Source organism: Clostridium sp. CM042 (genome assembly GCF_055080995.1).
Window position 1 is genome coordinate 1 of sequence record NZ_CM143646.1, and the last position, 23290, is coordinate 23290.

Here is a 23290-nt window from a genome sequence, read left to right on the forward strand (position 1 = left end):
AAAATACCAGGGGTATTTTTATTTGCCAGTTTTTATTTAAGTATTGCCTTGTATAACATTATTTAAGCATATCATTACCAACATATCAATAACCATACGTTTAAAATCAACATGTGGTTAACGTGCATACTTAATAAGACTATAGGTATTAAGACTTTATTAATAAGACTATATTAATAACTCTATATAACAACAACTATATGATTAAGGGTATGCTATAAAATAACGGTTTGGGGTTGTTTTGTTAAGTAGAAGTAGAAATTTAAATAAAAAAATAAGGTAGCCAAATTTATCATTGGTTACCTTTTGCCATATTCTTTTAATAATAAATCTAATGCTTTATCGAATAGCTTTGAAGCGGGTATCGAAGTTTCGTTTGACAAATCTTTAAATTGCCTTAATAAGTCTTTATCAAATGTGCTAGAGTATCTTTCTCTATTAACTAAAGTATCTTTTTTAGTTTTCATAAAAACCTCCTAAACTTAGAGTATACCTATATTATAACATATAAATTGATTAACATTAATTAATGTTGTATACTGATAACAAGTTAATTAATGTTAATCAATGTTAAATAAGGGGGCGACATAACATGGCTACTAAGGGATTTACCAAAATAAACAATTCAATAATTTTCGATTTAGAACTATCAATTGAGGCTGTAGGGCTTTATGCTAAATTACAATACTTATCTACCATGGACAACTTTTCTATCAGAAGAGAACATATAAAATCCATTAGTGGCTATGGAGAAGCCGCCTTCAGGAGAGTTTGGAAAGAACTTAAAGATAAATGTGTACTCGTTGAAACTAAAACAAGAAATAAAGGCAGATATGAGTATGTATATACATTAAAAATATGTAGGTGCCACAAAAATAACGGCTCCAGTAAAGAAAAAGAAAACTAAACATATAGATAGTGATGGTGATGCTCCACTGGAGGGACAAATAACTATTGATGATGTCTTAGGAGCAGAGCAACAAGAAGTAGTTACCATAAATGAAGATGTTGTGGCAGTAGTACAAGCTACGGGGTTTACTGGTTCAGAAGCAACTAAACTTTTAAAAGCGGCTAGTAATGATGTTACTAAGGTTATTGAGTGTCATAAATATACTGTTGCTCAGGACAATGTAAAAGATATTTTTAGCTACACAAAATGGGCAATAAAAAATAATAAAATTTTGAAATGTAAAAAAGAATATGCTGTCAAAGGTAGTTTTAATGATTATCCGCAGCGGAAATATGATTTTGATAAATTGGAAAAGTTACTGCTGTATGGTGAGCAGTATGAGTTGCCAGCATAGGAATGATGGCTAGAGAAAATAAATTAATTGGAGGTTTTTAATAATGAATAAAGGAATGCAAAATACAATTATAGACGTAGGGAATTATTTTATAAAGTATATAGGCGAGAATAAGGGTAGTTTTAGTGCTAAATACACTACAGACTACCAAAGCTACCAAGATAGCTTTCAAAGGGTTCAGATAGAGGGATTTACCACATATTTGACCATTGGAGAGTTCAGTAAAGAATATGACAAAACCAACAAGGAAAACTTTATACCTCAACTTATGTATGCTATATGCAAAGCTAATAGTGGTGACGTTATAAAAACTAATTTATGTTTAATGTTGCCTATAATGCAGATGGCCAGTAAACAAAAGTTAATAGATATAGTAAATAAAAATAAGCATACAAAATTAAAGTTTAATGGCGTAGATAAAGAAATTTTCATAGAGGACACATTAATATTACCTGAGGGTTATAGTAGCTATTTCAGTCTTAGTAAGGAGCAGAAGGCGGGTGATATTTGCATAATAGATTGTGGCAGCAGAACAATAAATCTGTCTATATTAGAAAATGGAAAAGTGGTTAAGCTTCAGACAATCAAATTAGGAAGTTATGACCTATATACTAAAATTAAAAATATAGAGAATAAGGATTATAGCGAGGAAGATATACAAAGACTTATAGATAATAAGATAATTACAGTAGAACCAAAAGAATACGCTTTATTTTTAAGCAATATATTAAACTCTATAAAGCCTTATGCCAATCTTAATACCTATAAAGTTTACTGGACCGGTGGTACAAGCTTAATGTTGAAAAATCATATAAGGCAATTACTTTTAAAGGCAAGTTTTGTATTATATAATGCAAGCACAAGCAATGTAGATGGAGCATTGGAAGCGTGTAAGAAGGTGTGGAATAATGGCGATAAGCAAGAATAGTGTGAGAGTCCAATTCACTCTTAATACAGAAAAAGAAAAAGAAAATCAAATAGTAGAATTCCTTAGTGGATGCATGGACCCCAATAGCTCCATTAAGGAAATAATTTATAATTACATAGTGAGTAACGGTGGTGTAAAGTTGCCACTAGTTACTCCAACAGGAATAAGTGAAGGTGATGCAAAGTTACTCACAGTAAGTAAAAGTGATGATATGAATAAAAATATAGTGAGTAATAGTGAAGAAAAGTTACACGACGTGAGTGAATTAGAAGCAAATGAGCTAGATGAATTAAGTAAGTTTATTTAACTTGTATGCACAATCCCAAAAGCCTTGGAATTATCTCCAAGGCTTTTGTTATTCCTGTTCTTTTAACCATTTTTCGAGTAGCTCATTTACCAGAGACGATAAGCTTTGATTGTCCTGTGCCCTAATCAATCTTATTTTAACTTCTTCTTTTAATTTTAGTTCTATATATACCGTAGTTTTTTCATTCATATAAACACCTCAAAACAATTATACAAAGCACAGGTGTAACATCATACCGTTATGCCATCATACCATTGTAATGGCACTGTAGCTAAAGTTAATTCTCATGGAAGTGATTAAATAAAATCAAATCATGTGGGGAAATCCCTAGAGCTATACCTATTTTAGCTATAGTGTCAATTGAAGGATTTCTCTCTGAGTTTTCGATATACGATATGGCGGACTGGCTTACTCCACTTCTAATTGCTAATTCTTTTTGAGACCATTCTTTTTCCACTCTGTACTCTTTTACTTTCAGTGTATACATAATCGTTCCCCTTAAATAACCTTTATACTACAATATATATTATAATTCTACAAAATTCAATGAATAAATTTTTACAATTGTCGAATGATGGGGAAAGTTACCAATATAGTGGTAGCGGATTAGTTTACAATACAAGAGAAGAGAAAAAGGACATAAATAATTAACAAAAATAAACTCAATTTTAAATTTGCAATGAAAGGAATGGACCTAAGCCAGTATTAATTAATATAAAACAAGAAGCTATTTGACTATAGGCAATATATAGTTATGATATAGACTATAGGGAACGTGTGTTTGCAATTTGTATTTTAATGTGATATTATATATCCATATAAGGATATAGATGGAATACAACTTAAATAATAACAAAGATATTCTAGGAGGTACAAAATGGCTAAAGATGAGATAATCAAAAAACTGGAAAAAGAAAATTTGCGAATTGTAGCAGAAAACAAAAAACTTAAAAAGTTTATTCGAAGTATAAAAAGCTTGTTAGTATGAGGTTGTTTTTCTTACCTATATATATGAAGGGAAAATTCCGTCGGTGACTAATAATTATCAGCCATTTTTCCGACGGAACATTAAACATTAAAAATAATATATAAACATAGACAGACATAAAATACAATTTAGTTTCTGATATAAGCTCTATTCCATGTTAATACATAACCATAAATGAACATAATATAAAGCAAATTGTAACCTCATATAAACACACTCCTCACATTGAGACTATTGTAGATATAGTAAAAGTTGTATAGCCATATATATCAAGGGCTAAGATAGAACTAAGGATTGAGCTTCCTTAGTTCTATTTTTTCGCCTTTTTTCAGGGGCGAAGCCAGATAAAAATTTCGAATAAATGCCCTGAAAATTCACGTTAATCAGTAGTAGATTATTGTATAAAATGGTATAATTTATTCATTGAAGTTGTTTGAAAAATGTAATATTAGGCGTAAAGATTATCTGAAAGGTACCTGTCACCTTTCAAAAATTGGAAATGAATTTTCAATAAAGAGTGTATCAACAGTAATATACGAATTAATATAAGCTAATAAATGGAGTTCTTAAAATTTGCAAAACAAAAATTACTTATATAATAGGGGGGGAATATGATTCGACTAAGACCATATAAATTAAGCGATTCGGAATATATTTTAAATTGGTTTAACGATGAGCTCACTTTCACACAATGGTGTGCAGATAAATTTACATATCCATTAACTAAAGAGCAATTGAATGAGTATTATCATAATTATGAAAAGGATGATAATGCGTGGATAATGACTGCTCTTAATAAAGAAGGAACACCTGTAGGTCATTTTTTGATGCGTATGGCAGATTATCAAAATGAAAGCATCCACTTAGGATTTATTATTGTAGATTCACAAATTCGAGGAAAAGGGTATGGAAAAGAGATGGTATCTTTAGCCATAAGATATGCTTTTGACATATTAAAGGTAAAGAGAGTTACTTTGAGCGTATTTGATAACAATCTTTTTGCTCATTATTGCTACAAAGCAACAGGTATTGTAGATGAAAAGCATAATGAAGGGATCTTCACGTATGGAAACGACAAATGGGGGGGTTATGATATGGCAATAGAAAAATAATTATCCTCATTATGTGCAAATGATTTAATTTGCTTTCTTCTGATAAATCGAAGCAAGTAAAATTAGCACCAGAATGGACGAGTCAATATCAACCTTGGGAAGAAACTAATAAAGCACTTCCGTCTTTAAGAGGTGTATAATGAGTGAACAAAATAAAGGAGGATGCTATGGAAATAATTACATTAACTTTACCAACCAAAGAATATGAGAGACAAGTTTTGGATTATAAAAATGAATTCGAAATAAATGGTGACAGTATGGATGGCACAGCAGGATTACAAAAATCCAGAAGTTTTGATGAATGGTTTTCTGTACTTATAGATAATTCTAAAGAAGAAACTGTCAGAACTGGGTTTGTTCAAGCATCCACCTATTTAGCAGTAAGGACATGTAATCAAAGAGTAATTGGTATGATAGATATTCGTCATCGCCTAAATGGTTATTTGCTTCAATTCGGTGGGCATATCGGATATAGTGTAAGAAAATCTGAACGCAGAAAAGGATATGCAAAAGAAATGCTTTGTTTAGCTTTGAAAAAATGCAAAGACATAAATATCGAAAAAGTCCTTGTTACTTGTGATAAAGAAAATATTGCATCAGTAAAAACAATTATTTGCAATGGTGGTGTCTTAGAAAATGAAATTTCAAAGGGAGGACTAATTACGCAAAGATATTGGATTTCGTTGTAATAACAATAGAGGAGAGAATTAAGTGGCTGAAATAATATATAAAGGTAATTTTACCAATTAAGAGGAGGAAATTAAAAATTATTACTATAAATAATTAGATGGAGAAGTAATATAGTTAACATGAGCATAATTATTTCTGTAATTTAATCAAAACATGTACCCTTTTTTATTTGAATGGCATATTAAAGTAGTATAAACTCAAATAAGGAGGGGACATGATGGTAGAGATAATTACACAATATGTATTAATAGTGCTTTTAGCAATGGGACTTGGGTATTTAGCTTATTTGTTAAAAGAAAAAGATGTAAATATTAAGGACGACTATTTTGGTCTTGATTATATAATACTTGGTTCTTTAACTGCTACAGAATCTACACCTGAAAACGCTAAGAAAATTATTAGAATTGTTTCAAAAGCAGTGCAATATGTAGAAACTAACTATAAAAATAGCGAAAATACCCTTAAAGAAGAAGAAGCTATTAAAATTGTAAAAGAAGGCACTAATTTATTGGATTTTCAAAGTAATGTAGATGACGAAAGCGTAAAATATTTAATAAGAGTAGCTGCGGCATTATTGCCACCAACTAATAAAAAAATAGATTGAGGATATTGGTGACTAAAATTAGATCGAATTACTGTATTGACCAGTAGAAAAATTTTATTCTGCCGGTCAATATTTTTATAGAAAATTGGACAAAAACAATATAAAAGAATAAAAACTCCTCTAAAAACAGAAACTAATGTTCTGTTTTTTTTATTTAAATCTCTTTACCTTTTGTTAATAAACATATAGAATAACAAATGTATGATAAAATTTTATTGGAGGATTTTTATGAGTTTTGATAAAGAAGAAATTCAAACATATGATGTAACAGACTTAACTTCTCTAGAAAAACTAGAGCCTGTAAGAATAAGACCTGGTATGTACATAGGGTCTACAGCAAGCAAAGGCCTACATCATTGTATATGGGAGATTTTAGATAACTCTATAGATGAGATATCTAATGGCTATGGCGATAGAGCTGAAATTATATTAAATAAAGATAAAAGTGTCACTATTGTTGATAATGGTAGGGGTATTCCAACAGGAATACATCCTATAAAAAATAAATCTGGTGTAGAAATGGTATTTACTGAGCTTCATACTGGCGGAAAGTTTAATAATAAAAATTATAGAACTTCTGGTGGACTTCATGGTGTTGGAGCAGCAGTTGTAAATGCATTATCAGAATGGCTACTAGTTGAAATAAAACAAAAGGGGAAAATTTTCACTCAAAGATTTGAATATGCTTATGATGCTGAGTTAAAAAGACTTATGCCAGGTACACCGGTGGGTAAGCTTGAAATCATAGGAGAAACAAAAAAAACAGGTAGTAAAATTACTTTTATGCCGGATAAAAATGTATTCACTACTTTGGAATTCAGTTACGATGTTATTGATGAAAGATTACAAGAATTGGCGTTCCAGAACAAAGGAATTACCTTAGTGTTTAAAGATAAGAGAAAAGACGGAAATATCTTAAAGGAATATCACTCTGACAGGGGCCTTCTAGATTTTATTGATTATTTAAATGAAAGCAAAACTCTTCTTCACAAGGACCCTATATTCTTTCAAGGTGAAAAGGAGATAAATGGGATACAATTGTATGGAGAAATATGTATTCAATTTACTGATTCTACTACAGAATACATTGCTAGCTATGTCAATAATATACCAACTACAGAATCTGGAACTCATGAAACTGGGTTTAAAACAGGGATGACAAGGGCTTTTAAAGAAGGAGCTAAAAAGCTTAATCTTTTAAAAGAGAAAGATAAGGAATTTGAAGGTGACGATTTAAGAGAAGGAATGACAGCAATAGTTAGAATTAAAATAAGTAACCCAATCTTTGAAGGCCAAACTAAAAGCAAACTAGGAAATAATGAGGCATACAGCATGATGAATGAATTGTGTTATGTTAAAATTTTAGAATGGATAGAAGATAATAAAGAGATGGCTACTAACATAATAAATAACGCACTTTCTGCCGCATCTAGGCGGGACAAAATAAAAAAGATTAATGAAGCGGAAAGAAAAAAAGTAGGTAAGGGGGCATCTCCTCTTGCAGGGAAGATTGCAGTATGTACAATAAAAGATTCAAATGTTACAGAATTTATAGTAGTTGAAGGGGACTCAGCTGGTGGAAGTGCTAAGCAAGCTAGAGATAGAAGGTTTCAATCTATAATGCCATCAAAAGGTAAAATTATGAATACAGAAAAACAAAAGCTAGAAAATGTACTGGCTAGCGAAGAGTTAAAAATATTCAACACTGCAATTGGAACAGGAGTTTTAGATAATTACCATGAAAAAGATTTAAAATATGATAAAATAATTATTTTAAGTGATGCAGATGTTGATGGCTATCATATTAGAACATTATGGATGACTTTTATTTATAGGTATATGAGGCCACTAATTGCAAAAGGTCATCTTTATATGGGAATGCCTCCTCTTTATAAGGTTTATAGGAACACGAAAAATGGTGAAGTGGCTAAGTATGCATATAGTGATGATCAATTAGCTAAGACGAAAAAAGAAATCGGAAAAGGTGCTTTTATCCAAAGATATAAGGGGCTTGGAGAAATGAATCCAGATCAACTTTGGGAAACTACACTAAACCCAGCTACAAGGACGCTTCAGCAGGTTACTATAGAGGATGCAGCAAAGGCTGAGAAGATGGTTTCACTTCTAATGGGCGATGTTGTTTCACCTAGAAAAAATTATATGTATAAATATGCTGAGTTTTAACGGGGGGATTTGCTAAATGGCAAGAAAAATTGATGTACCTAAAGATAATAATATAGTAATGATTCCAATTGAAGAAGCTATGCCAGATAACTATCTTCCATATGCAGTGGAAGTTGCAAGAGAAAGAGCGTTGCCAGATGTGCGCGATGGTTTAAAACCAGTGCATAGAAGGATTCTTTATGGAGCATATATGCTAAAGGCATTTCCAGATAAGCCTTATTATAAATCAGCAAGAATAGTTGGAGATATTCTTGGTAAATACCATCCGCATGGAGATAGCTCTGTTTATGGTGCCATGGTAATACTAGCTCAATCTTTTGCCACAAGAAAACCATTGATAGATGGTCATGGAAATTGGGGAAGCCAAGATGGGGATAATGCAGCTGCTATGCGTTATACAGAAGCAAGGCTTTCTCCTATTGCTCTTGAAATGATAAGAGATATTGATAAAGGCGTTGTAGATATGGTAGATAATTATTCCGATACAGAGAAGGAACCATCGGTACTGCCATCAAGATATCCAAATCTATTAGTAAATGGAACCTTTGGTATAGCGGTAGGAATAGCAACAAACATACCACCTCACAATTTAGGAGAGGTAATTGATGGGTTACTCGCTTATGCTGATAATAAAGAAATTACAACAAAAGAGCTTATGCAGTATATTAAAGGACCTGATTTACCAACAGGAGGCATAATAATTGGCAAAAATGCTATAGAATCTGCCTATGAGACTGGGGAAGGTAAGGTAACGTTACGTTCCAAAATGAAAATTGAAGCTTTAGAAAGTGGACGCATTGGCATAGTTATTACGGAGTTTCCATATAGAAAAAACAAGGCGAAATTACTTCAATCTATTTCTGATATGACAGCAGATAAAAAACATTTAAAATCCTTAGAGTCTATTGTAGACATTAGAGATGAATCTGATAGAAGTGGACTTAGATCAGTAATTGAATTTAAAAAATCCACAAATAAGGAAACTGCCACCAAGGTACTTAAATACTTAATGATGAAAACAGAACTTCAGTGCAATATATCTTTTAACATGGTAGCACTCGCCAATGGTAAACCCCAAACTATGGGGCTTAAAACTATATTAATGCACTACTTAAATCACCAAAAGGATGTTGTTACTAAAAGAACCCAAAGAGAACTAGAAGTTGCAGAAAGCAGATTCCATATTGTAGAAGGATTTATTAAGGCTGTAGAGGTAATGGATGAAATAATTGCAACAATTAGAAGCTCAAAATCTAAAAAAGATGCTGGACAAAACCTGATAGTTAAGTTTAATTTTACTGCGCTTCAAACTGAAGCAATACTTGAACTGATGTTATATAAGCTAACAGGACTTGAAATAAAGATATTTTTAAAGGAATATAAAAAATTAGAAATACTAATTAGGGGGTATAAAAAAATTCTTGAAAATGAGAATGAACTCCTTAAAGTAATAAAAGCAGAAATCTCAGAAATTAAAGAAAAATATAATGATCCGAGAAGAACGGAAATTATTGAGGATGATAGCCAAGCTAAAATAGACATAGAAGATATACTAGTAGTAGAGGATGTTATGATAACTTTATCTAACGAGGGGTATATAAAGAGAGTGCCTATGAAATCCTATAATAGATCAAATATTAATATAGAAGATATAGAGTATAGAGAGGGAGATTTTAATACATATTTACTACAGACCAATACTAAAGATACATTAATTATCTTTACTGATCTAGGTAATATGTATCAACTAAGAGGAGATTTAGTGCCAGAATATAAGTGGAAGGAAAAGGGTGAAAGAATTGATACCCTTATTCGCGGAATTGATTTAACAAAAGAAAAAGTAGTTTCTTGTTTTTTATTGGAAAACTTATCAGCTAATAAGGAATTTATGTTCTTTACTAACAAAGGAAACATAAAGAAAACAGAGCTTAATAAATTCGTTACGAGTTATACTAAATTATCAGCTTTAAAACTAAGAGAAAATGAAAAGCTTCTTGAAGTTAAGTTAATCTCGACAGAAAGACAGGAAAGTTTTATAAAGATACTGACTAAAGAAGGCCTGGAATTTTCTATAGAAGAACCTATACTTGAAGATGTTCCTAGAAATATAGTAGGCACTCAGTTATTTAATTTAACGCAAGGCGACCAAGTGGTAAAATTAGAATTTACAGAGGGTTATGATTATAAAGAATTTAATTTTAGTATAAATGCAAAAGGCGCAATAAAAATATCCAGTAAAAAAACTAATACTCCATTAAGTACTTATACCAAATCATCTTCTACATTGCTTATATTTACTGAAAAAGGATTAGTACATAAACTACCTAGCTATATGATTCAGAACATTAATAAGAAAGGCATATGTATTAATACTCTTCTGGATAATTTCAAAATTGACGATAAAATAATAGGGATTATGTCTGTTGATGATTTCAACGAAGAAAGAAGTATATATCTTTTTACAAAGAAAGGATTTACAAAACGAACTAAGATTTGTGAATTAGATGGAAATTTCTTCTCTACGTTGGTGTGCAAACTTAAAACAGAAGAAGATAAATTAATTTCTGTAAAAATTAACAAAGATAATGTAGATAAAGATGTGTTAATGGTGACAAAAAAGGCAATGTGCATAAGATTTAACGTAAATAATATTAATTTTATGGGGAAAGTTGCATCTGGGGTAACAGGCATAAGCTTAAAAGATGATGATGAAGTTATATTTGTAGATTTGGTAAATTCAGTAACGGAAAAGGTAGATGGCTGTAATGAAATACTTGTGACGCTTGACGAGAATTTAAGTTTAACAGTCAATTCATTTAAAGGTGAAAAAAAGATTATAAGACTTGAGGATATAAACGTTCAAAATAGAGCAGGTAGAGGTAAAAACTTAACCAGTGCACTCATAGATGATTATGTAGAGGAGGTTATTTTAGGCATCTGAAAAAAATATAAAAAAGACATGCAATAAAAGTTAAATAAAACTTAATTTTAGCATGTCTTCTTTTTATTAAAAACAAAAAACTTGTTAATTAAAAAGCCAAGTAGACCTATAATTGTAGAATCTATTAGGATACATACGTTAAACCACAAGTGGTTTAAGTGCATTATATTACTATGGTGATGTATAAGATGAATTAAAGGATTCCTACTTGTTAATAGGACTAACATAAAGCTATTTAAAATCATACTAAAAAATAGTACAGATGCATATTGAAGATAACCTCTTTCTGCGGAAGTTTCTTTAAAGGTGAACTTCTTGTTTAATTTATAACTGGAAATTGAATAAACTGAAAATGCAATTATGTTAAAAACAAATAACATTTTTCCCTGGGTTATGCCTGTACTATATGAAAGAATATTTAGTATGATAATTTCTATTATAATGTTAGTAGCACCAACTAAAGCATATTTAATAAATTGAGATAAGGACTGTAGTGTTTTATTTTTATTATTCATAGCACTCTATTCTTAAATAAAATATGTTTAAGAAATTAATCACCACCCTTTTTATGAAAAGAATATTATGATGCGCTCATACATAATAGTGTACAACAAAAAAAAACAAAATAAAAGGAAAATATTTTCAAAACAAATAAAACAAAAATGAAGGTGATTGTATGGAAAAAATAATATTTGAAAATGGAATTAAGTTATTGTACAAGAAATCGGAAAATAATTTAACTTCATTTACAATAGGGTTTAATGCAGGTGCAAATCAAGAGAAAAGTGAACATTTAGGAATTGCTCACGTGGTAGAGCATATGATTTTTAAGGGGACGACTTCTCGCACGGAATATGAAATAAATAAATTATGTGATGAAACCTTTGGGTTTTGTAATGCGATGACTAATTATCCATATGTAGTATATTACGGAACCACCTTAGACGAAGATTTTGAAAAGGGGTTTGAAATTTACTCAGATATTCTTTTGAATCCTTTGTTTAAAGTGCATGGGTTCAAAGAAGAAATAGAAGTGGTTAGCGCTGAACTAAAAGAATGGAAAGATGATTCGTATCAGTTTTGTGAAGATTCCATGCTCTATAATGGGTTTGAAAAGCGAAGAATAAAAAATTTAATTATAGGTACAGAGGGAAGCATCCGTGCTATCACCATTAAGCAAATCAAAGATTTTTATGAGAAGTATTACACCTCGGATAATTGCGTAGTAAGTGTAATATCTTCCATGAGCCTTAAAAAAGTTTCAGAGATAGTGGAGAAGTATATTGGTAATTTAAATCCTAAATTATCTAGTGGAAATGACCATATAGAAAGGGATAAAGAGTGTCTATATGAAAATAATAAGCCAGGCACCTATTTCCAATATAGAGATGATTTGCAAGGTGCTAAAATTCAATATTGTTTTCCAATACATGATTTAAACCTAAGAGAAATTAGTGCTTTAAAGCTATTTAGTTTAGTTTTTGGAGAAGGTACAAGCAGTATTTTGTATGATGAAATTAGGACTAAAAGAGGCCTCGTATATGATATAGGCAGTAAAATCAAAAATGAAACAGGAATAAAACTTTTCACCATAACCCTTGGAACTTCATGTGAGAATGTTAAAAAGACCATAGAAATTATTAATGATGAAATCGAAAAAGTTAAAGAGCTTAGGAATTTTTTTGATAAGCAATGCATTTTAAAACTATGCAAAAGTTACAAATTAAGAAGAATGCTAGCTCTGGAAAAATCTATTCAAACTAGCGTAAATTTATGTGTATATGAAATTATGTATGGAGACAGTTCACAAATTTTCTCGGAATTTGATGGGATGAGAAACATTGTGGATGAAGAAATAATGAGAGTAGTTAACAAAGTTTTAGTGAATGCTACTATACAGGTTTTAACGACAGTTCAGAAGGAAAGTATACCACTTCTATAAGTGGGAGTTACATACTATAATAAAGAAAAAACTTCAGTGGGAGTATAAAACTCCTTCTGAAGTCGTTAATTATCTTCTTCGAAGCTATGCAGCTTCGAAGAAGATGATTTAACGCCAAATGTAGAAAGTGGGAAATAAATATGAAAAAAAAGTGGTTGATAAGAAATACTTCTAAAGACATTAGTTCAATAGCTAAAAGATCAGGTGTAAGTGATGTTATAGCTAAGATATTAATTAACAGGGGATTTGATAATGAAATAGACATAAAAAAATTTATGAGAGCCAGTATAAATGATTTGTATGATCCGTTTTTAATGAAAGATATGGAAAAAGCTACAAATTTAATTAAATTAGCAATTGGAAACAATGAAAAAATTGTAGTATATGGTGATTATGATGCGGACGGTGTTACTAGTACAGTTATAATGTATAAGGGATTAAAACATTGTGGTGCAAATGTAGAATACTATGTTCCGGATAGGGAACATGAAGGTTATGGTATAAATATTGATAGGATAAGAAAACTAAATGAGCAAGGTTTTGAAGTGATTATAACTTGCGATAATGGAATCGCAGCTACTGAGCAGGTTAAATTGGCAAAAGAACTAGGAATGACCGCCATAATAACTGATCACCATGAATTATCATTTGAAGAAGATGATAAAGGGATTCGAACTTTCAAGATTCCGCTAGCAGATGCTGTTATTAATCCAAAGCAAAAGGAATGTAATTACCCATTCAAACAATTATGCGGTGCAGGTATTGCTTTTAAATTTGTACAAGCACTATATATAAAACTTGGAATTAATAAGGAATTTGTAAAGGAATTTATAGAAATAGCAGGAATAGGTACTATTTGTGATGTGGTAGATTTAATTTCCGAAAATAGAATAATTGCTAAAAATGCTTTAGTTATGTTAACAAATACAAAAAATCTTGGGTTAAAATGTTTAAAGGAAATTTTAGGCATTAATGATAAAGAGATAAAATGTTATCATGTTGGGTTTCAAATAGGACCATGTATAAATGCTACTGGAAGATTAGATACGGCCGCTATTTCAGTAGAATTACTTCTATGCGAAGAAGAAACTAGAGCAAAAGAACTAGCTAAAACATTATTTGAACTTAATAAAAAAAGACAAGAGATGACAACCGAAAATGTGGAAGAGATAATAGAACTTATACATAACTCCATTTTTAAAAACGATAAAGTGTTAGTAATTTATAAAGACACAATTCATGAGAGCATTGCAGGAATTGTAGCAGGGCGTGTTAGGGAAACTTTCAATGTGCCAACAATAATATTAACTAAAGGAAAAGAGAACCCAAAAGGTTCAGCAAGATCTATTGATGAATACAATTTATTTGAGGAATTAATAAAATGTGAAGAGTTGCTTGAGAAGTTTGGGGGTCATCCAATGGCTGCGGGTTTATCTATAAAAGAAGAAAATATAGAAAAATTAAGGCGAAAATTAAATTCTCTTTGCAAGTTAACAGATGATGATATTGTGCCTAAGGTAAGAATAGATCAGCGAATACCATTAAACAAAATAAATTATGAGATGATTAACGAATTAGAAATTTTAGAGCCATTTGGTAAAGGCAATTCAACCCCATTACTTGCAGAAAAAAATATTCCTGTTTTAAGAATAGATATACTAGGTAAAAATGCAAATACATTAAAAATAAAATGCGTAATGCCTGGTGTAAATAAAACAATTGATGGAATATGTTTCAATAGAGTGGAAGAATTTATAGAAATGCTAAAAGATAGATATGGAGAAGACCATATGAACTATCTTAAGAGTCCAAGAGGAATGAAGCTAGATTTAATTTTTTCACCTCAAATTAATGAGTATAACGGATATAAATCTATTCAATTAAAAATTTTAGAATTTAAACTTAGTTAAATCATCTCCTGCGGAGCTGCATCTCTTTCGAGCTGTTATCTCCTGCGGAACTGAAATGTCGTATAATAAAGGTACATAGATCTCGGTCTATGTACCTTTATTATATTATTTTTAAATTATAAGTTTTTCTCGTATTGCTCTACCATTTTTTTTACCATCTGTCCACCAACAGAACCGCATTCTCTTGAAGTTAAGTCTCCATTGTAATCTGTAAAATTTACTCCTAATTCTTTTGCAGTTTCCATTTTAAATGAATATAATCCGGCTTTAGCTTCAGGTACTAACTTTCTGTTTGACATTTGTTAATCACTCCTTCTATATTTTATTTTAGTTATGATAGTATCTTGTGCAGAAATTCGTAAAATATAATAGAATACTTAAGGGAAATAAGGTAAGTACAACATTTTAAATTAATACATGTTAGCATATGAAATATTTTAATAAGATACAAATAATTACATGTAATTAAGTTGGTTTTTATTTCGATGACTTTAAATAAAGGCACATATGGTTATACAATTTAGGGTAAAATACAAAAGTTAAGAGGCATATGACTAGCATATACCTCTTAACAATTTAGAATCTTAAATTATAAGTTTTTTTCGTATTGTTCTACCATTTTTTTAACCATTTGTCCGCCTACAGATCCGTTTTGTCTAGAAGTAAGATCTCCATTGTAACCCTCTGTTAAATTAACTCCAACTTCCTGAGCAGCTTCCATCTTAAATTTGTTTAAACCTGCTTTAGCTTGTGGTACTAATGTTTTATTTGACATTTGTCAATCACTCCTTCTATTTTTTATTTTTTAACTGATTTAAGGTTTCTAATTATAAGTTCTTTTCGTATTGTTCTACCATCTTTTTAACCATTTGTCCGCCAACAGATCCATTTTGTCTAGAAGTAAGGTCTCCATTGTAACCCTCTGTTAAATTAACTCCAACTTCTTGAGCAGCTTCCATTTTAAATTTGTTTAAACCTGCTTTTGCTTGTGGTACTAAATTTCTGTTTGCCATAATAAATTCCCTCCTTTTTTTTGTTATTACTTTATGATAGTAGTTTATCCCTATATTCGATTTTTATATTAGTGGATTGAAGGGTGATTTTGAAAATTATAAACTCTTTAGAAAATTATGGATAAGATAATTTTTTAATAAATACTAAACTTTTTAGCCTAATTGGTATATAATGATTTAGTACATGCTGAGAAAAGCATGTTTTTTAGAAGGGGTGTTAAAGTGAAAAAACACAAAATAATAATGACTGGTGGCGGTTCAGCAGGACATGTAACACCAAATCTTGCACTTATACCAAAACTTAAAATGTTAGGTTATGAAATTGAATATATTGGTACAAAAGAAGGTATTGAAAGAAAAATAATAGAAAGTGAAAATATAAAATATTATCCTATATCTAGTGGGAAACTACGAAGATATTTTGATGTGAAAAACTTTACAGATCCTTTAAAAGTAATTAAAGGTATATTTGAAGCAAAAAAAATAATAAAAACGCAAAAGCCTGATATTGTTTTTTCTAAGGGTGGTTTTGTTTCTGTGCCTGTAGTGCTTGCTGCATTTTTTAATAAAGTACCTGTAATTGCTCATGAGTGTGATATTACACCAGGACTTGCTAATAAATTAGTAGCTCCTTACTGTACAAAAGTATGTGTAACTTTTCCAGAAGCATTAAATGAAATAAAAAATGGGAAAGGAGTAGTAACTGGAAACCCTATAAGACGCGAATTATTTGAAGGAAGTAAAATAAAAGGGAACGAAATATGCGGATTTAAAAATAAAAAACCAATATTAATAATTATTGGTGGTAGTTTAGGATCTAAAGTTATAAATGAAGTAATACGGTCAATGCTTGAAAAATTAATTTTGGAGTATAATATTATTCATATTTGTGGCAGTGGTAATTTTGAAAAATCACTTCAAAGTAAAAATGGTTATAAGCAGTTTGAATACACGACGGATGAATTGCCTCATTTATTAGCTAGTGCAGATATTGTGGTGTCTAGAGCAGGAGCAAATGTCATTTTTGAACTCTTGGCACTTAGAAAACCTAATTTATTAATTCCATTATCAGCTAAGGCTAGCCGCGGTGATCAAATACTTAATGCAAAATCTTTTGAAAAAAGCGGTTATAGTATGGTTATTCAAGACGAAGAGCTAACTCCTGAAAATTTAGAAATTAAAATTAAAGAACTGTATAATAATAGATACAAATATATTGAAAAAATGAATTCTAGCAACACTGAAAAAAGCATTGATTTAATAGTAGAATTAATAGAGAAATATAGAAAAAGATGAAGAAAGTAAAATTTCTTCATCTTTTTTTATTTAAAAAATTATAAATATTATTTAAAAAGGAATGTTTTTTATATAAAAAACAAAAAAGTGTGCAAACTTTAATTATAAGAATATGTTTTTGCTTATTATATAAATATAAAAATATTTTTAAAATGAAAAATAAAGGAGAAAAAAGATGGAACTTCAATTTTTAGGCGCAGCAGAATGCGTTACAGGTTCATGTCATTTGATAAAAGTGCAAAATAAAACTATTTTATTGGATTGTGGATTATATCAAGGAAGAGACGGAGACCATGGTAAAAATGAAAATTTTCAATTTAACCCGAAAGATATAGATTTAGTTATATTATCTCATGCTCACATAGACCATAGCGGTAGAATTCCTTTACTATATAAGAAGGGATTTAAAGGCGAAATAATTTGCACAAAAGCTACAATGGAATTATGTCAGGTGATGCTAGGAGATAGTGGTCATATTCAGGAGATGGAAGTAGCGTGGAAAAACAGGAAGCTCAAAGAAAAAGGGCTACAACCTAAAGAAGCCTTGTATTCTTCCAAAATTGCAGAAGAATGTTTAAAACTCTTTAAAAGTTATTCTTATAACGCAGAAATAAAACCTTTTGATGGATTAACAGTTATCTTTAAGGACGCAGGTCATCTATTGGGGTCAGCTATTATAGAGCTTAAGGTAGAAGAAAAAGAAGGATCGAGTATTAAACTTGTTTATAGTGGCGACTTAGGTAATTTTAATATTCCACTTATAAATGATCCTACATTTATTGGTGCTGCAGACTATGTAATTATGGAAACAACCTATGGAGATAAAGTGCATAATAACTTCAAAAATGTAATGAAAGAATTGGGAAATATAGTGAAAAAAACCTTCGATAGAGGAGGAAATGTTATAATTCCATCTTTTGCAGTAGGTAGAACCCAAGAGGTTCTATATGCCTTGAATAAGTATTTTGAAGAAGGGCTGGTTAAAAACTGTTGCGTATATGTGGATAGTCCTCTTGCAGAAAAAGCGACAAAAATTTTTGAAAATAATAGAGAAATTTTTGATGATGAGGCAAAGGAATTAGAAAAACATGATACTAATATACTGGATTTTGAGGGGCTAAAATTTACTCATTCCTCAGAAGAATCTAAGGAATTAAATAAAATGCAAAATGGGATATTAATAATATCTACAAGTGGAATGTGTGATGCGGGTAGAATAAAACATCATTTAAAGCATAATTTATGGAGAAGTGAAAGCTCCATAGTATTTGTAGGATATCAAGCTGAGGGTACTTTGGGTCGTGAAATTTTAGATGGGAATAAAATGGTAAAAATTTTTGGAAAAGATATTTCGGTTGCAGCATCGATATATAATTTGCAAAGTCTTTCTGGCCATGCAGATAGAAATGGTTTAATTAATTGGATAGAAAATATTGAGAAAAAACCTAAACAAGTTTTACTTGTACATGGTGATGAAAATTCTCAAAAAAGTTTTAAGATGCTATTAGATTTAAAAGGATATCAGTCTGTAATTGTTAAGAGTGGGGAACAATATAAGATTCCATAATATTGATAAAATATTAACGATTTACAGCTAAAATTCACATATTCTCATATGTAAACGTACAGTAGGGTTTTGTTGGAAATTAGTTGGATTTTTCTTTGCGTAGAAAAAATTAAAGAACAATACACCATTTATAACAAAAAAACTTGAATATTTTTCATTTTGATGTATAATTAAGGGGTAATATAAACTATCTATTAATATGAAAGTATGGGGTGATAGTAATGAAAAAATTAACAATAATTTATTTGAGCAATGGTGGAAATGTTGAAGTTTTAGCTAATCATATTGCTAAAGGTGCAAAAGATGCAGGGGCAGAGGTACTAGTTAAATTAGCTAGTGAAGCTACCGTGGAAGATGTAACTAGCGCAGATGCAGTTGCCTTTGGAAGCCCATCAATGGATAACAATAGAATTGACCAACAAGAAATGCAACCTTTTATTGACAAATTTAAATTAATCCCAGTTAACAATAAAGTTACAGCTTTATTTGGATCTTATGGATGGGATAATGGAGAATTTATGAACAAATGGATAAGTTTAATGAAGGAATATGAATTTAATGTTATACAAAGCTTAACTGTTAATGAAGCTCCTACTAATGAACAACTAGTTAAAGCAGAAGAAATGGGTAGAATGTTAGCTAAGTAACCTTTTTATTACAGAAATATGTAATGTTATGTAATGACGAGGTATTTAGTAAATCATGTAGATTATAAAAGCCTATCATGGCTAGCTAACGCTTAGAAGTATTAGCTAGTTTTGCATAAAATCTAATAGAAAGTTATTATTTTTAAGTGTAGAGTTATTTTTAAAACAATACTCTTATTTGTAATTCTTATAAAAGTTTTAAACACATTTTTATAAAATCTTTTAAGAAAGAAGGCATATTAAATGAGAAAAATGAAAACTATGGACGGAAATACAGCAGCAGCACACGTTGCCTATGCATATACTGATGTGGCAGCAATTTACCCAATAACACCATCTTCAACAATGGCAGAGTATTGTGACGAATTGGCAGCTAAAGGAACAAAGAATGTATTTGGTCAAAAAGTTAAAATGATGGAAATGCAATCTGAAGCGGGAGCTGCAGGAGCAGTTCATGGCTCACTTCAAACAGGAGCATTAACTTCAACTTTTACTTGTTCTCAAGGATTATTATTAATGATTCCAAATATGTATAAAATAGCGGGAGAACTTTTACCTGGAGTATTCCATGTAGCTGCTAGAGCATTAACTACTCACGCACTTAATATTTTTGGAGATCATCAAGATGTAATGGCTACAAGACAAACTGGATTTGCTTTACTTGCATCTAACAGTGTACAAGAAGTAATGGATCTTTCACCAGTTGCTCATTTAACAGCACTTGAAGGAAAAATTCCTTTTGTAAGCTTCTTTGACGGATTTAGAACATCTCATGAAATACAAAAAATTGAAGCATGGGATTATGAAACTCTAGGAAGTTTGTTAAACAAAGAATCACTAGAAGCATTTAGAAACAATTCAATGAATCCAGAACATCCTGTAACTCGTGGAACAGCACAAAATCCAGACGTTTATTTTCAAGGAAGAGAAGCTTCAAACTCATTTTATGATGCTCTTCCAGAAAAAGTTGAAACATGTATGGGAAAAATAAATTCATTAATCGGAACTGACTACCACTTATTTAATTATTATGGTGCACCTGATGCAGATAGAATAATAATAGCAATGGGATCAGTTTGTGAAACAATTGAAGAAACTATAGATTATTTAAATGCAAAAGGAGAAAAGGTTGGAGTGCTTAAAGTACATCTTTACAGACCATTCTCATTAGACCATTTCTTTAAATACATACCTAAAACAGTTAAGAAAATATCAGTACTTGATAGAACAAAAGAGCCAGGATCAATTGGAGAACCATTATTCCAAGATGTTAGAAGTGCTTATTTTGATCAAGAAAACAGACCAGTTATAGTTGGTGGAAGATATGGACTCGGTTCAAAAGATACTACTCCAGCTCAAATCGTTGCTGTATATGATGCTTTAAAAGCAGCTTCTCCAGTAAATGACTTTACTATAGGAATAGTTGATGACGTTACTAATAAATCACTTACAATTGGTGAAGCTATAACAACAACACCTGAAGGAACTAAAGAATGTAAATTCTGGGGCCTTGGATCAGATGGTACGGTTGGAGCTAACAAGAGTGCAATAAAAATCATAGGAAACCATACAGATATGTTTGCTCAAGCATACTTCGCATATGATTCTAAGAAATCAGGTGGAGTAACAATTTCTCACTTAAGATTTGGTAAGAAAGCTATAAAATCAACATATTTAATTAGTTCTGCAAACTATGTTGCTTGTGGTAATCAAGCTTATGTAAACAAATATGATGTTCTAAAAGGAATTAAAGATGGTGGAACATTCCTATTAAATTGCATATGGAATATGGAAGATTTAGAAATAAATTTACCAGCTTCAATGAAGAGATATATTGCTAATCACAATATCAACTTCAACACTATTGATGCAGTTGGAATAGCTGGAGCAATAGGTCTTGGCGGAAGAGTTAATATGATAATGCAATCTGCTTTCTTTAAACTTGCAGACATTATACCTGTAGAAGATGCAGTTAAGTATCTTAAAGCAGCTGTTATTACATCTTACGGTAAAAAAGGTGAAAAAGTTATAAACATGAATAATGCAGCAATTGATAAAGGTGTTCAATCAGTTGTTAAAATTAATGTTCCAGAAAGCTGGAAAACTATTAAAGATGCAAATGAAACAGAAGAAGCTAGACCAGATTTCGTTAAAAATATTGCTGATGTAATGAACAGACAAGAAGGAGACTCTTTACCTGTTAGTACATTTGTTGGAATAGAAGATGGAACACTAGTGCCAGGAACAGCTGCATTTGAAAAGAGAGGAATTGCTGTTAATGTACCAGAATGGCAAGTAGATAAATGTATACAATGTAATCAATGTGCATATGTATGTCCACATGCTGTAATAAGACCTTTCTTAACAAATGATGAAGATCTTAAAAATGCACCAAAGACTTACGAAAGTAAAAAAGGTGTAGGTAAGGGTTTTGAAGGTCTACATTTTTCAATAGGTATAAGTAATGAAGATTGTAGTGGTTGTGGTAACTGCGCAGAAGTATGTCCTGCAAAAGAAAAAGCTTTAATCATGAAACCATATGCGTCTCAAGCAGATAAAATACCAAATTGGAAATTCAATATAAATTTACCTAAGAAAGAAAATCCAATGGGAACAGCAAATGTTAAGGGAAGCCAATTTGAGCAACCATTAATGGAATTCAGCGGAGCTTGTGCTGGATGTGGAGAAACACCATATGCTAAACTTATTACTCAATTATTTGGAGATAGAATGCTAATTGCTAACGCTACAGGATGTTCTTCAATCTGGGGAGGAAGTTCACCGGCTTCACCATATACAGTTAATGAATGTGGTAAGGGACCAGCTTGGGCTAACTCATTATTTGAAGACAATGCTGAATTTGGATTTGGAATGTTCCTTGGAACTAGCCAATTAAGAGATAAAGTAGAAATGTCAGCTAAACAGGCATTAACAATGAAAACAAGCGATGCTTTAAAATCAGTTCTTAATGAATGGATTGAAAGTAAAGAAGATGCAGAAGGTTCAAAAGCTGCAACAGCTAAAATGTTACCATTATTAAATGCTGAAAAAGATAATAATGAAGCATTAAAAGAAATATTCAGCAAAAGAGATCATTTAGTTAAAAAATCTCAATGGATATTTGGTGGAGATGGCTGGGCTTATGATATAGGATTTGGTGGAGTTGATCATGTATTAGCATCTGGTGAAGATGTAAATATATTTGTATTTGATACAGAAGTATATTCAAATACAGGAGGTCAATCATCAAAATCTACTCCAGCGGCTGCTGTTGCGAAATTTGCAGCAACTGGTAAGAGAACTAAGAAAAAAGATTTAGGTATGATGGCAATGAGTTACGGATATGTTTATGTTGCTCAAATAGCTATGGGTGCTGATAAAGCTCAAACACTAAAAGCTATAAAAGAAGCAGAAGCTTATAAAGGACCATCACTTATAATAGCATATGCTCCATGTATAAATCATGGTCTTAAAGTTGGAATGGGTTGTACACAACTTGAAACTAAGAGAGCTGTTGAATCAGGATACTGGGCTATGTATAGATTTAATCCAACTTTAAAAGAAGCAGGAAAGAATCCATTTATATTAGACTCTAAAGAACCAACTACTTCATTTAGAGAATACTTAATGGGTGAAGTAAGATATTCTTCACTAGCAAAAACATTCCCAGAAGTAGCAGAAGAATTATTTATTAAAACAGAAAATGATGCTAAGGAAAGATTAGCAGGATACAAAAAACTTGCTAGTGAAAAATAGTATTTAAAATCACAAAGTAAAAGGAAGATGGATTAAATTTCATCTTCCTTTTACTTTTAAATAATTTAATAAAAAAGAATTCAAAAAAACCTTTTATTATT

22 protein-coding genes are annotated in these 23290 nt (G+C 30.8%); 15 read left to right on the forward strand and 7 right to left on the reverse strand.

Annotation, left to right across the window (positions count from 1 at the left end; genetic code table 11):
- Window positions 1-299: 299 nt before the first annotated feature.
- Window positions 300-467 carry a ribbon-helix-helix domain-containing protein gene (locus ACWJJ7_RS00005; RefSeq protein ID WP_462959418.1) on the reverse strand — a complete coding sequence of 56 codons (168 nt, stop codon included), beginning with the start codon at window positions 465-467 and terminating at the stop codon, window positions 300-302.
- A gap of 125 nt (window positions 468-592) precedes the next feature.
- Here ACWJJ7_RS00005 and ACWJJ7_RS00010 point away from each other — a divergent pair, with 125 nt between their 5' ends.
- The 4 genes from ACWJJ7_RS00010 to ACWJJ7_RS00025 all read left to right on the forward strand — a co-directional run bounded on the left by ACWJJ7_RS00010 (window position 593) and on the right by ACWJJ7_RS00025 (window position 2539).
- Entirely contained in the window at window positions 593-907 is a 315-nt protein-coding gene (locus tag ACWJJ7_RS00010) for a hypothetical protein (RefSeq protein WP_462963354.1), read from the forward strand.
- Between the two features lie 103 nt (window positions 908-1010).
- Complete coding sequence (locus ACWJJ7_RS00015; protein ID WP_462963355.1) at window positions 1011-1304, forward strand: hypothetical protein; 294 nt, start codon at window positions 1011-1013, stop codon at window positions 1302-1304.
- Window positions 1305-1347: 43 nt separating this feature from the next.
- The gene (locus tag ACWJJ7_RS00020) at window positions 1348-2232 is read left to right on the forward strand and encodes a ParM/StbA family protein (protein ID WP_462963356.1); all 885 of its coding nucleotides are present in this window, start codon (window positions 1348-1350) and stop codon (window positions 2230-2232) included.
- The gene (locus tag ACWJJ7_RS00025) at window positions 2213-2539 is read left to right on the forward strand and encodes a hypothetical protein (protein WP_462963357.1); all 327 of its coding nucleotides are present in this window, start codon (window positions 2213-2215) and stop codon (window positions 2537-2539) included. The genes ACWJJ7_RS00020 and ACWJJ7_RS00025 overlap by 20 nt, the downstream gene beginning before the upstream one ends.
- A gap of 48 nt (window positions 2540-2587) precedes the next feature.
- Here the strand turns inward: ACWJJ7_RS00025 and ACWJJ7_RS00030 are convergent, their stop codons facing one another.
- The gene (locus ACWJJ7_RS00030; protein ID WP_165411885.1) at window positions 2588-2728 is read right to left on the reverse strand and encodes a hypothetical protein; all 141 of its coding nucleotides are present in this window, start codon (window positions 2726-2728) and stop codon (window positions 2588-2590) included.
- 88 nt (window positions 2729-2816) lie between these two features.
- A complete protein-coding gene (locus tag ACWJJ7_RS00035) occupies window positions 2817-3026 on the reverse strand; it encodes a helix-turn-helix domain-containing protein (protein ID WP_462963358.1) in 210 nt (69 codons plus the stop codon).
- Window positions 3027-4138: 1112 nt separating this feature from the next.
- Between ACWJJ7_RS00035 and ACWJJ7_RS00040 the strand changes: the two genes are divergently transcribed.
- The 5 genes from ACWJJ7_RS00040 (at window position 4139) to ACWJJ7_RS00060 (ending at window position 11058) form a co-directional block, all read left to right on the forward strand.
- Complete coding sequence (locus ACWJJ7_RS00040; RefSeq protein ID WP_462963359.1) at window positions 4139-4639, forward strand: GNAT family N-acetyltransferase; 501 nt, start codon at window positions 4139-4141, stop codon at window positions 4637-4639.
- Window positions 4640-4806: 167 nt separating this feature from the next.
- On the forward strand, window positions 4807-5328 hold the full coding sequence (locus ACWJJ7_RS00045; protein ID WP_462965045.1) for a GNAT family N-acetyltransferase: 522 nt from the start codon (window positions 4807-4809) through the stop codon (window positions 5326-5328).
- A 218-nt stretch (window positions 5329-5546) separates the two neighbouring features.
- Complete coding sequence (locus ACWJJ7_RS00050) at window positions 5547-5933, forward strand: hypothetical protein (RefSeq protein ID WP_462963360.1); 387 nt, start codon at window positions 5547-5549, stop codon at window positions 5931-5933.
- A 228-nt stretch (window positions 5934-6161) separates the two neighbouring features.
- Entirely contained in the window at window positions 6162-8117 is a 1956-nt protein-coding gene (locus tag ACWJJ7_RS00055; RefSeq protein WP_462963361.1) for a DNA gyrase/topoisomerase IV subunit B, read from the forward strand.
- 16 nt (window positions 8118-8133) lie between these two features.
- Window positions 8134-11058 carry a DNA topoisomerase IV subunit A gene (locus tag ACWJJ7_RS00060; protein WP_462963362.1) on the forward strand — a complete coding sequence of 975 codons (2925 nt, stop codon included), beginning with the start codon at window positions 8134-8136 and terminating at the stop codon, window positions 11056-11058.
- 47 nt (window positions 11059-11105) lie between these two features.
- Here ACWJJ7_RS00060 and ACWJJ7_RS00065 read toward each other — a convergent pair whose 3' ends face one another.
- Window positions 11106-11573, reverse strand: a complete 468-nt coding sequence (locus ACWJJ7_RS00065; protein WP_462963363.1) for a GtrA family protein — start codon at window positions 11571-11573, stop codon at window positions 11106-11108.
- Between the two features lie 161 nt (window positions 11574-11734).
- On the opposite strand from ACWJJ7_RS00065, the gene ACWJJ7_RS00070 reads away from it, so the two are divergent.
- The gene (locus tag ACWJJ7_RS00070) at window positions 11735-13000 is read left to right on the forward strand and encodes a M16 family metallopeptidase (protein ID WP_462963364.1); all 1266 of its coding nucleotides are present in this window, start codon (window positions 11735-11737) and stop codon (window positions 12998-13000) included.
- Between the two features lie 140 nt (window positions 13001-13140).
- Complete coding sequence (gene recJ, locus ACWJJ7_RS00075; RefSeq protein WP_462963365.1) at window positions 13141-14910, forward strand: single-stranded-DNA-specific exonuclease RecJ; 1770 nt, start codon at window positions 13141-13143, stop codon at window positions 14908-14910.
- 116 nt (window positions 14911-15026) lie between these two features.
- Here the strand turns inward: recJ and ACWJJ7_RS00080 are convergent, their stop codons facing one another.
- The 3 genes from ACWJJ7_RS00080 to ACWJJ7_RS00090 all read right to left on the reverse strand — a co-directional run bounded on the left by ACWJJ7_RS00080 (window position 15027) and on the right by ACWJJ7_RS00090 (window position 15923).
- Window positions 15027-15209, reverse strand: coding sequence for a small, acid-soluble spore protein, alpha/beta type (locus ACWJJ7_RS00080; RefSeq protein WP_462963366.1), 183 nt, complete (start codon window positions 15207-15209; stop codon window positions 15027-15029).
- A 290-nt stretch (window positions 15210-15499) separates the two neighbouring features.
- On the reverse strand, window positions 15500-15685 hold the full coding sequence (locus ACWJJ7_RS00085) for an alpha/beta-type small acid-soluble spore protein (RefSeq protein WP_165412136.1): 186 nt from the start codon (window positions 15683-15685) through the stop codon (window positions 15500-15502).
- A 52-nt stretch (window positions 15686-15737) separates the two neighbouring features.
- Window positions 15738-15923 (reverse strand): alpha/beta-type small acid-soluble spore protein, encoded by a 186-nt coding sequence (locus ACWJJ7_RS00090; protein ID WP_165412135.1) that lies wholly within the window; start codon window positions 15921-15923, stop codon window positions 15738-15740.
- A gap of 222 nt (window positions 15924-16145) precedes the next feature.
- On the opposite strand from ACWJJ7_RS00090, the gene ACWJJ7_RS00095 reads away from it, so the two are divergent.
- The 4 genes from ACWJJ7_RS00095 (at window position 16146) to nifJ (ending at window position 23189) form a co-directional block, all read left to right on the forward strand.
- Entirely contained in the window at window positions 16146-17219 is a 1074-nt protein-coding gene (locus ACWJJ7_RS00095; protein WP_462963367.1) for an undecaprenyldiphospho-muramoylpentapeptide beta-N-acetylglucosaminyltransferase, read from the forward strand.
- A 175-nt stretch (window positions 17220-17394) separates the two neighbouring features.
- Window positions 17395-18786: an MBL fold metallo-hydrolase RNA specificity domain-containing protein gene (locus tag ACWJJ7_RS00100; protein ID WP_462963368.1), complete on the forward strand. Its 1392-nt coding sequence runs from the start codon at window positions 17395-17397 to the stop codon at window positions 18784-18786.
- Window positions 18787-19007: 221 nt separating this feature from the next.
- Window positions 19008-19433: a flavodoxin gene (locus ACWJJ7_RS00105; RefSeq protein ID WP_462963369.1), complete on the forward strand. Its 426-nt coding sequence runs from the start codon at window positions 19008-19010 to the stop codon at window positions 19431-19433.
- Window positions 19434-19676: 243 nt separating this feature from the next.
- Complete coding sequence (gene nifJ, locus ACWJJ7_RS00110) at window positions 19677-23189, forward strand: pyruvate:ferredoxin (flavodoxin) oxidoreductase (RefSeq protein ID WP_462963370.1); 3513 nt, start codon at window positions 19677-19679, stop codon at window positions 23187-23189.
- Window positions 23190-23290 lie beyond the last annotated feature (101 nt).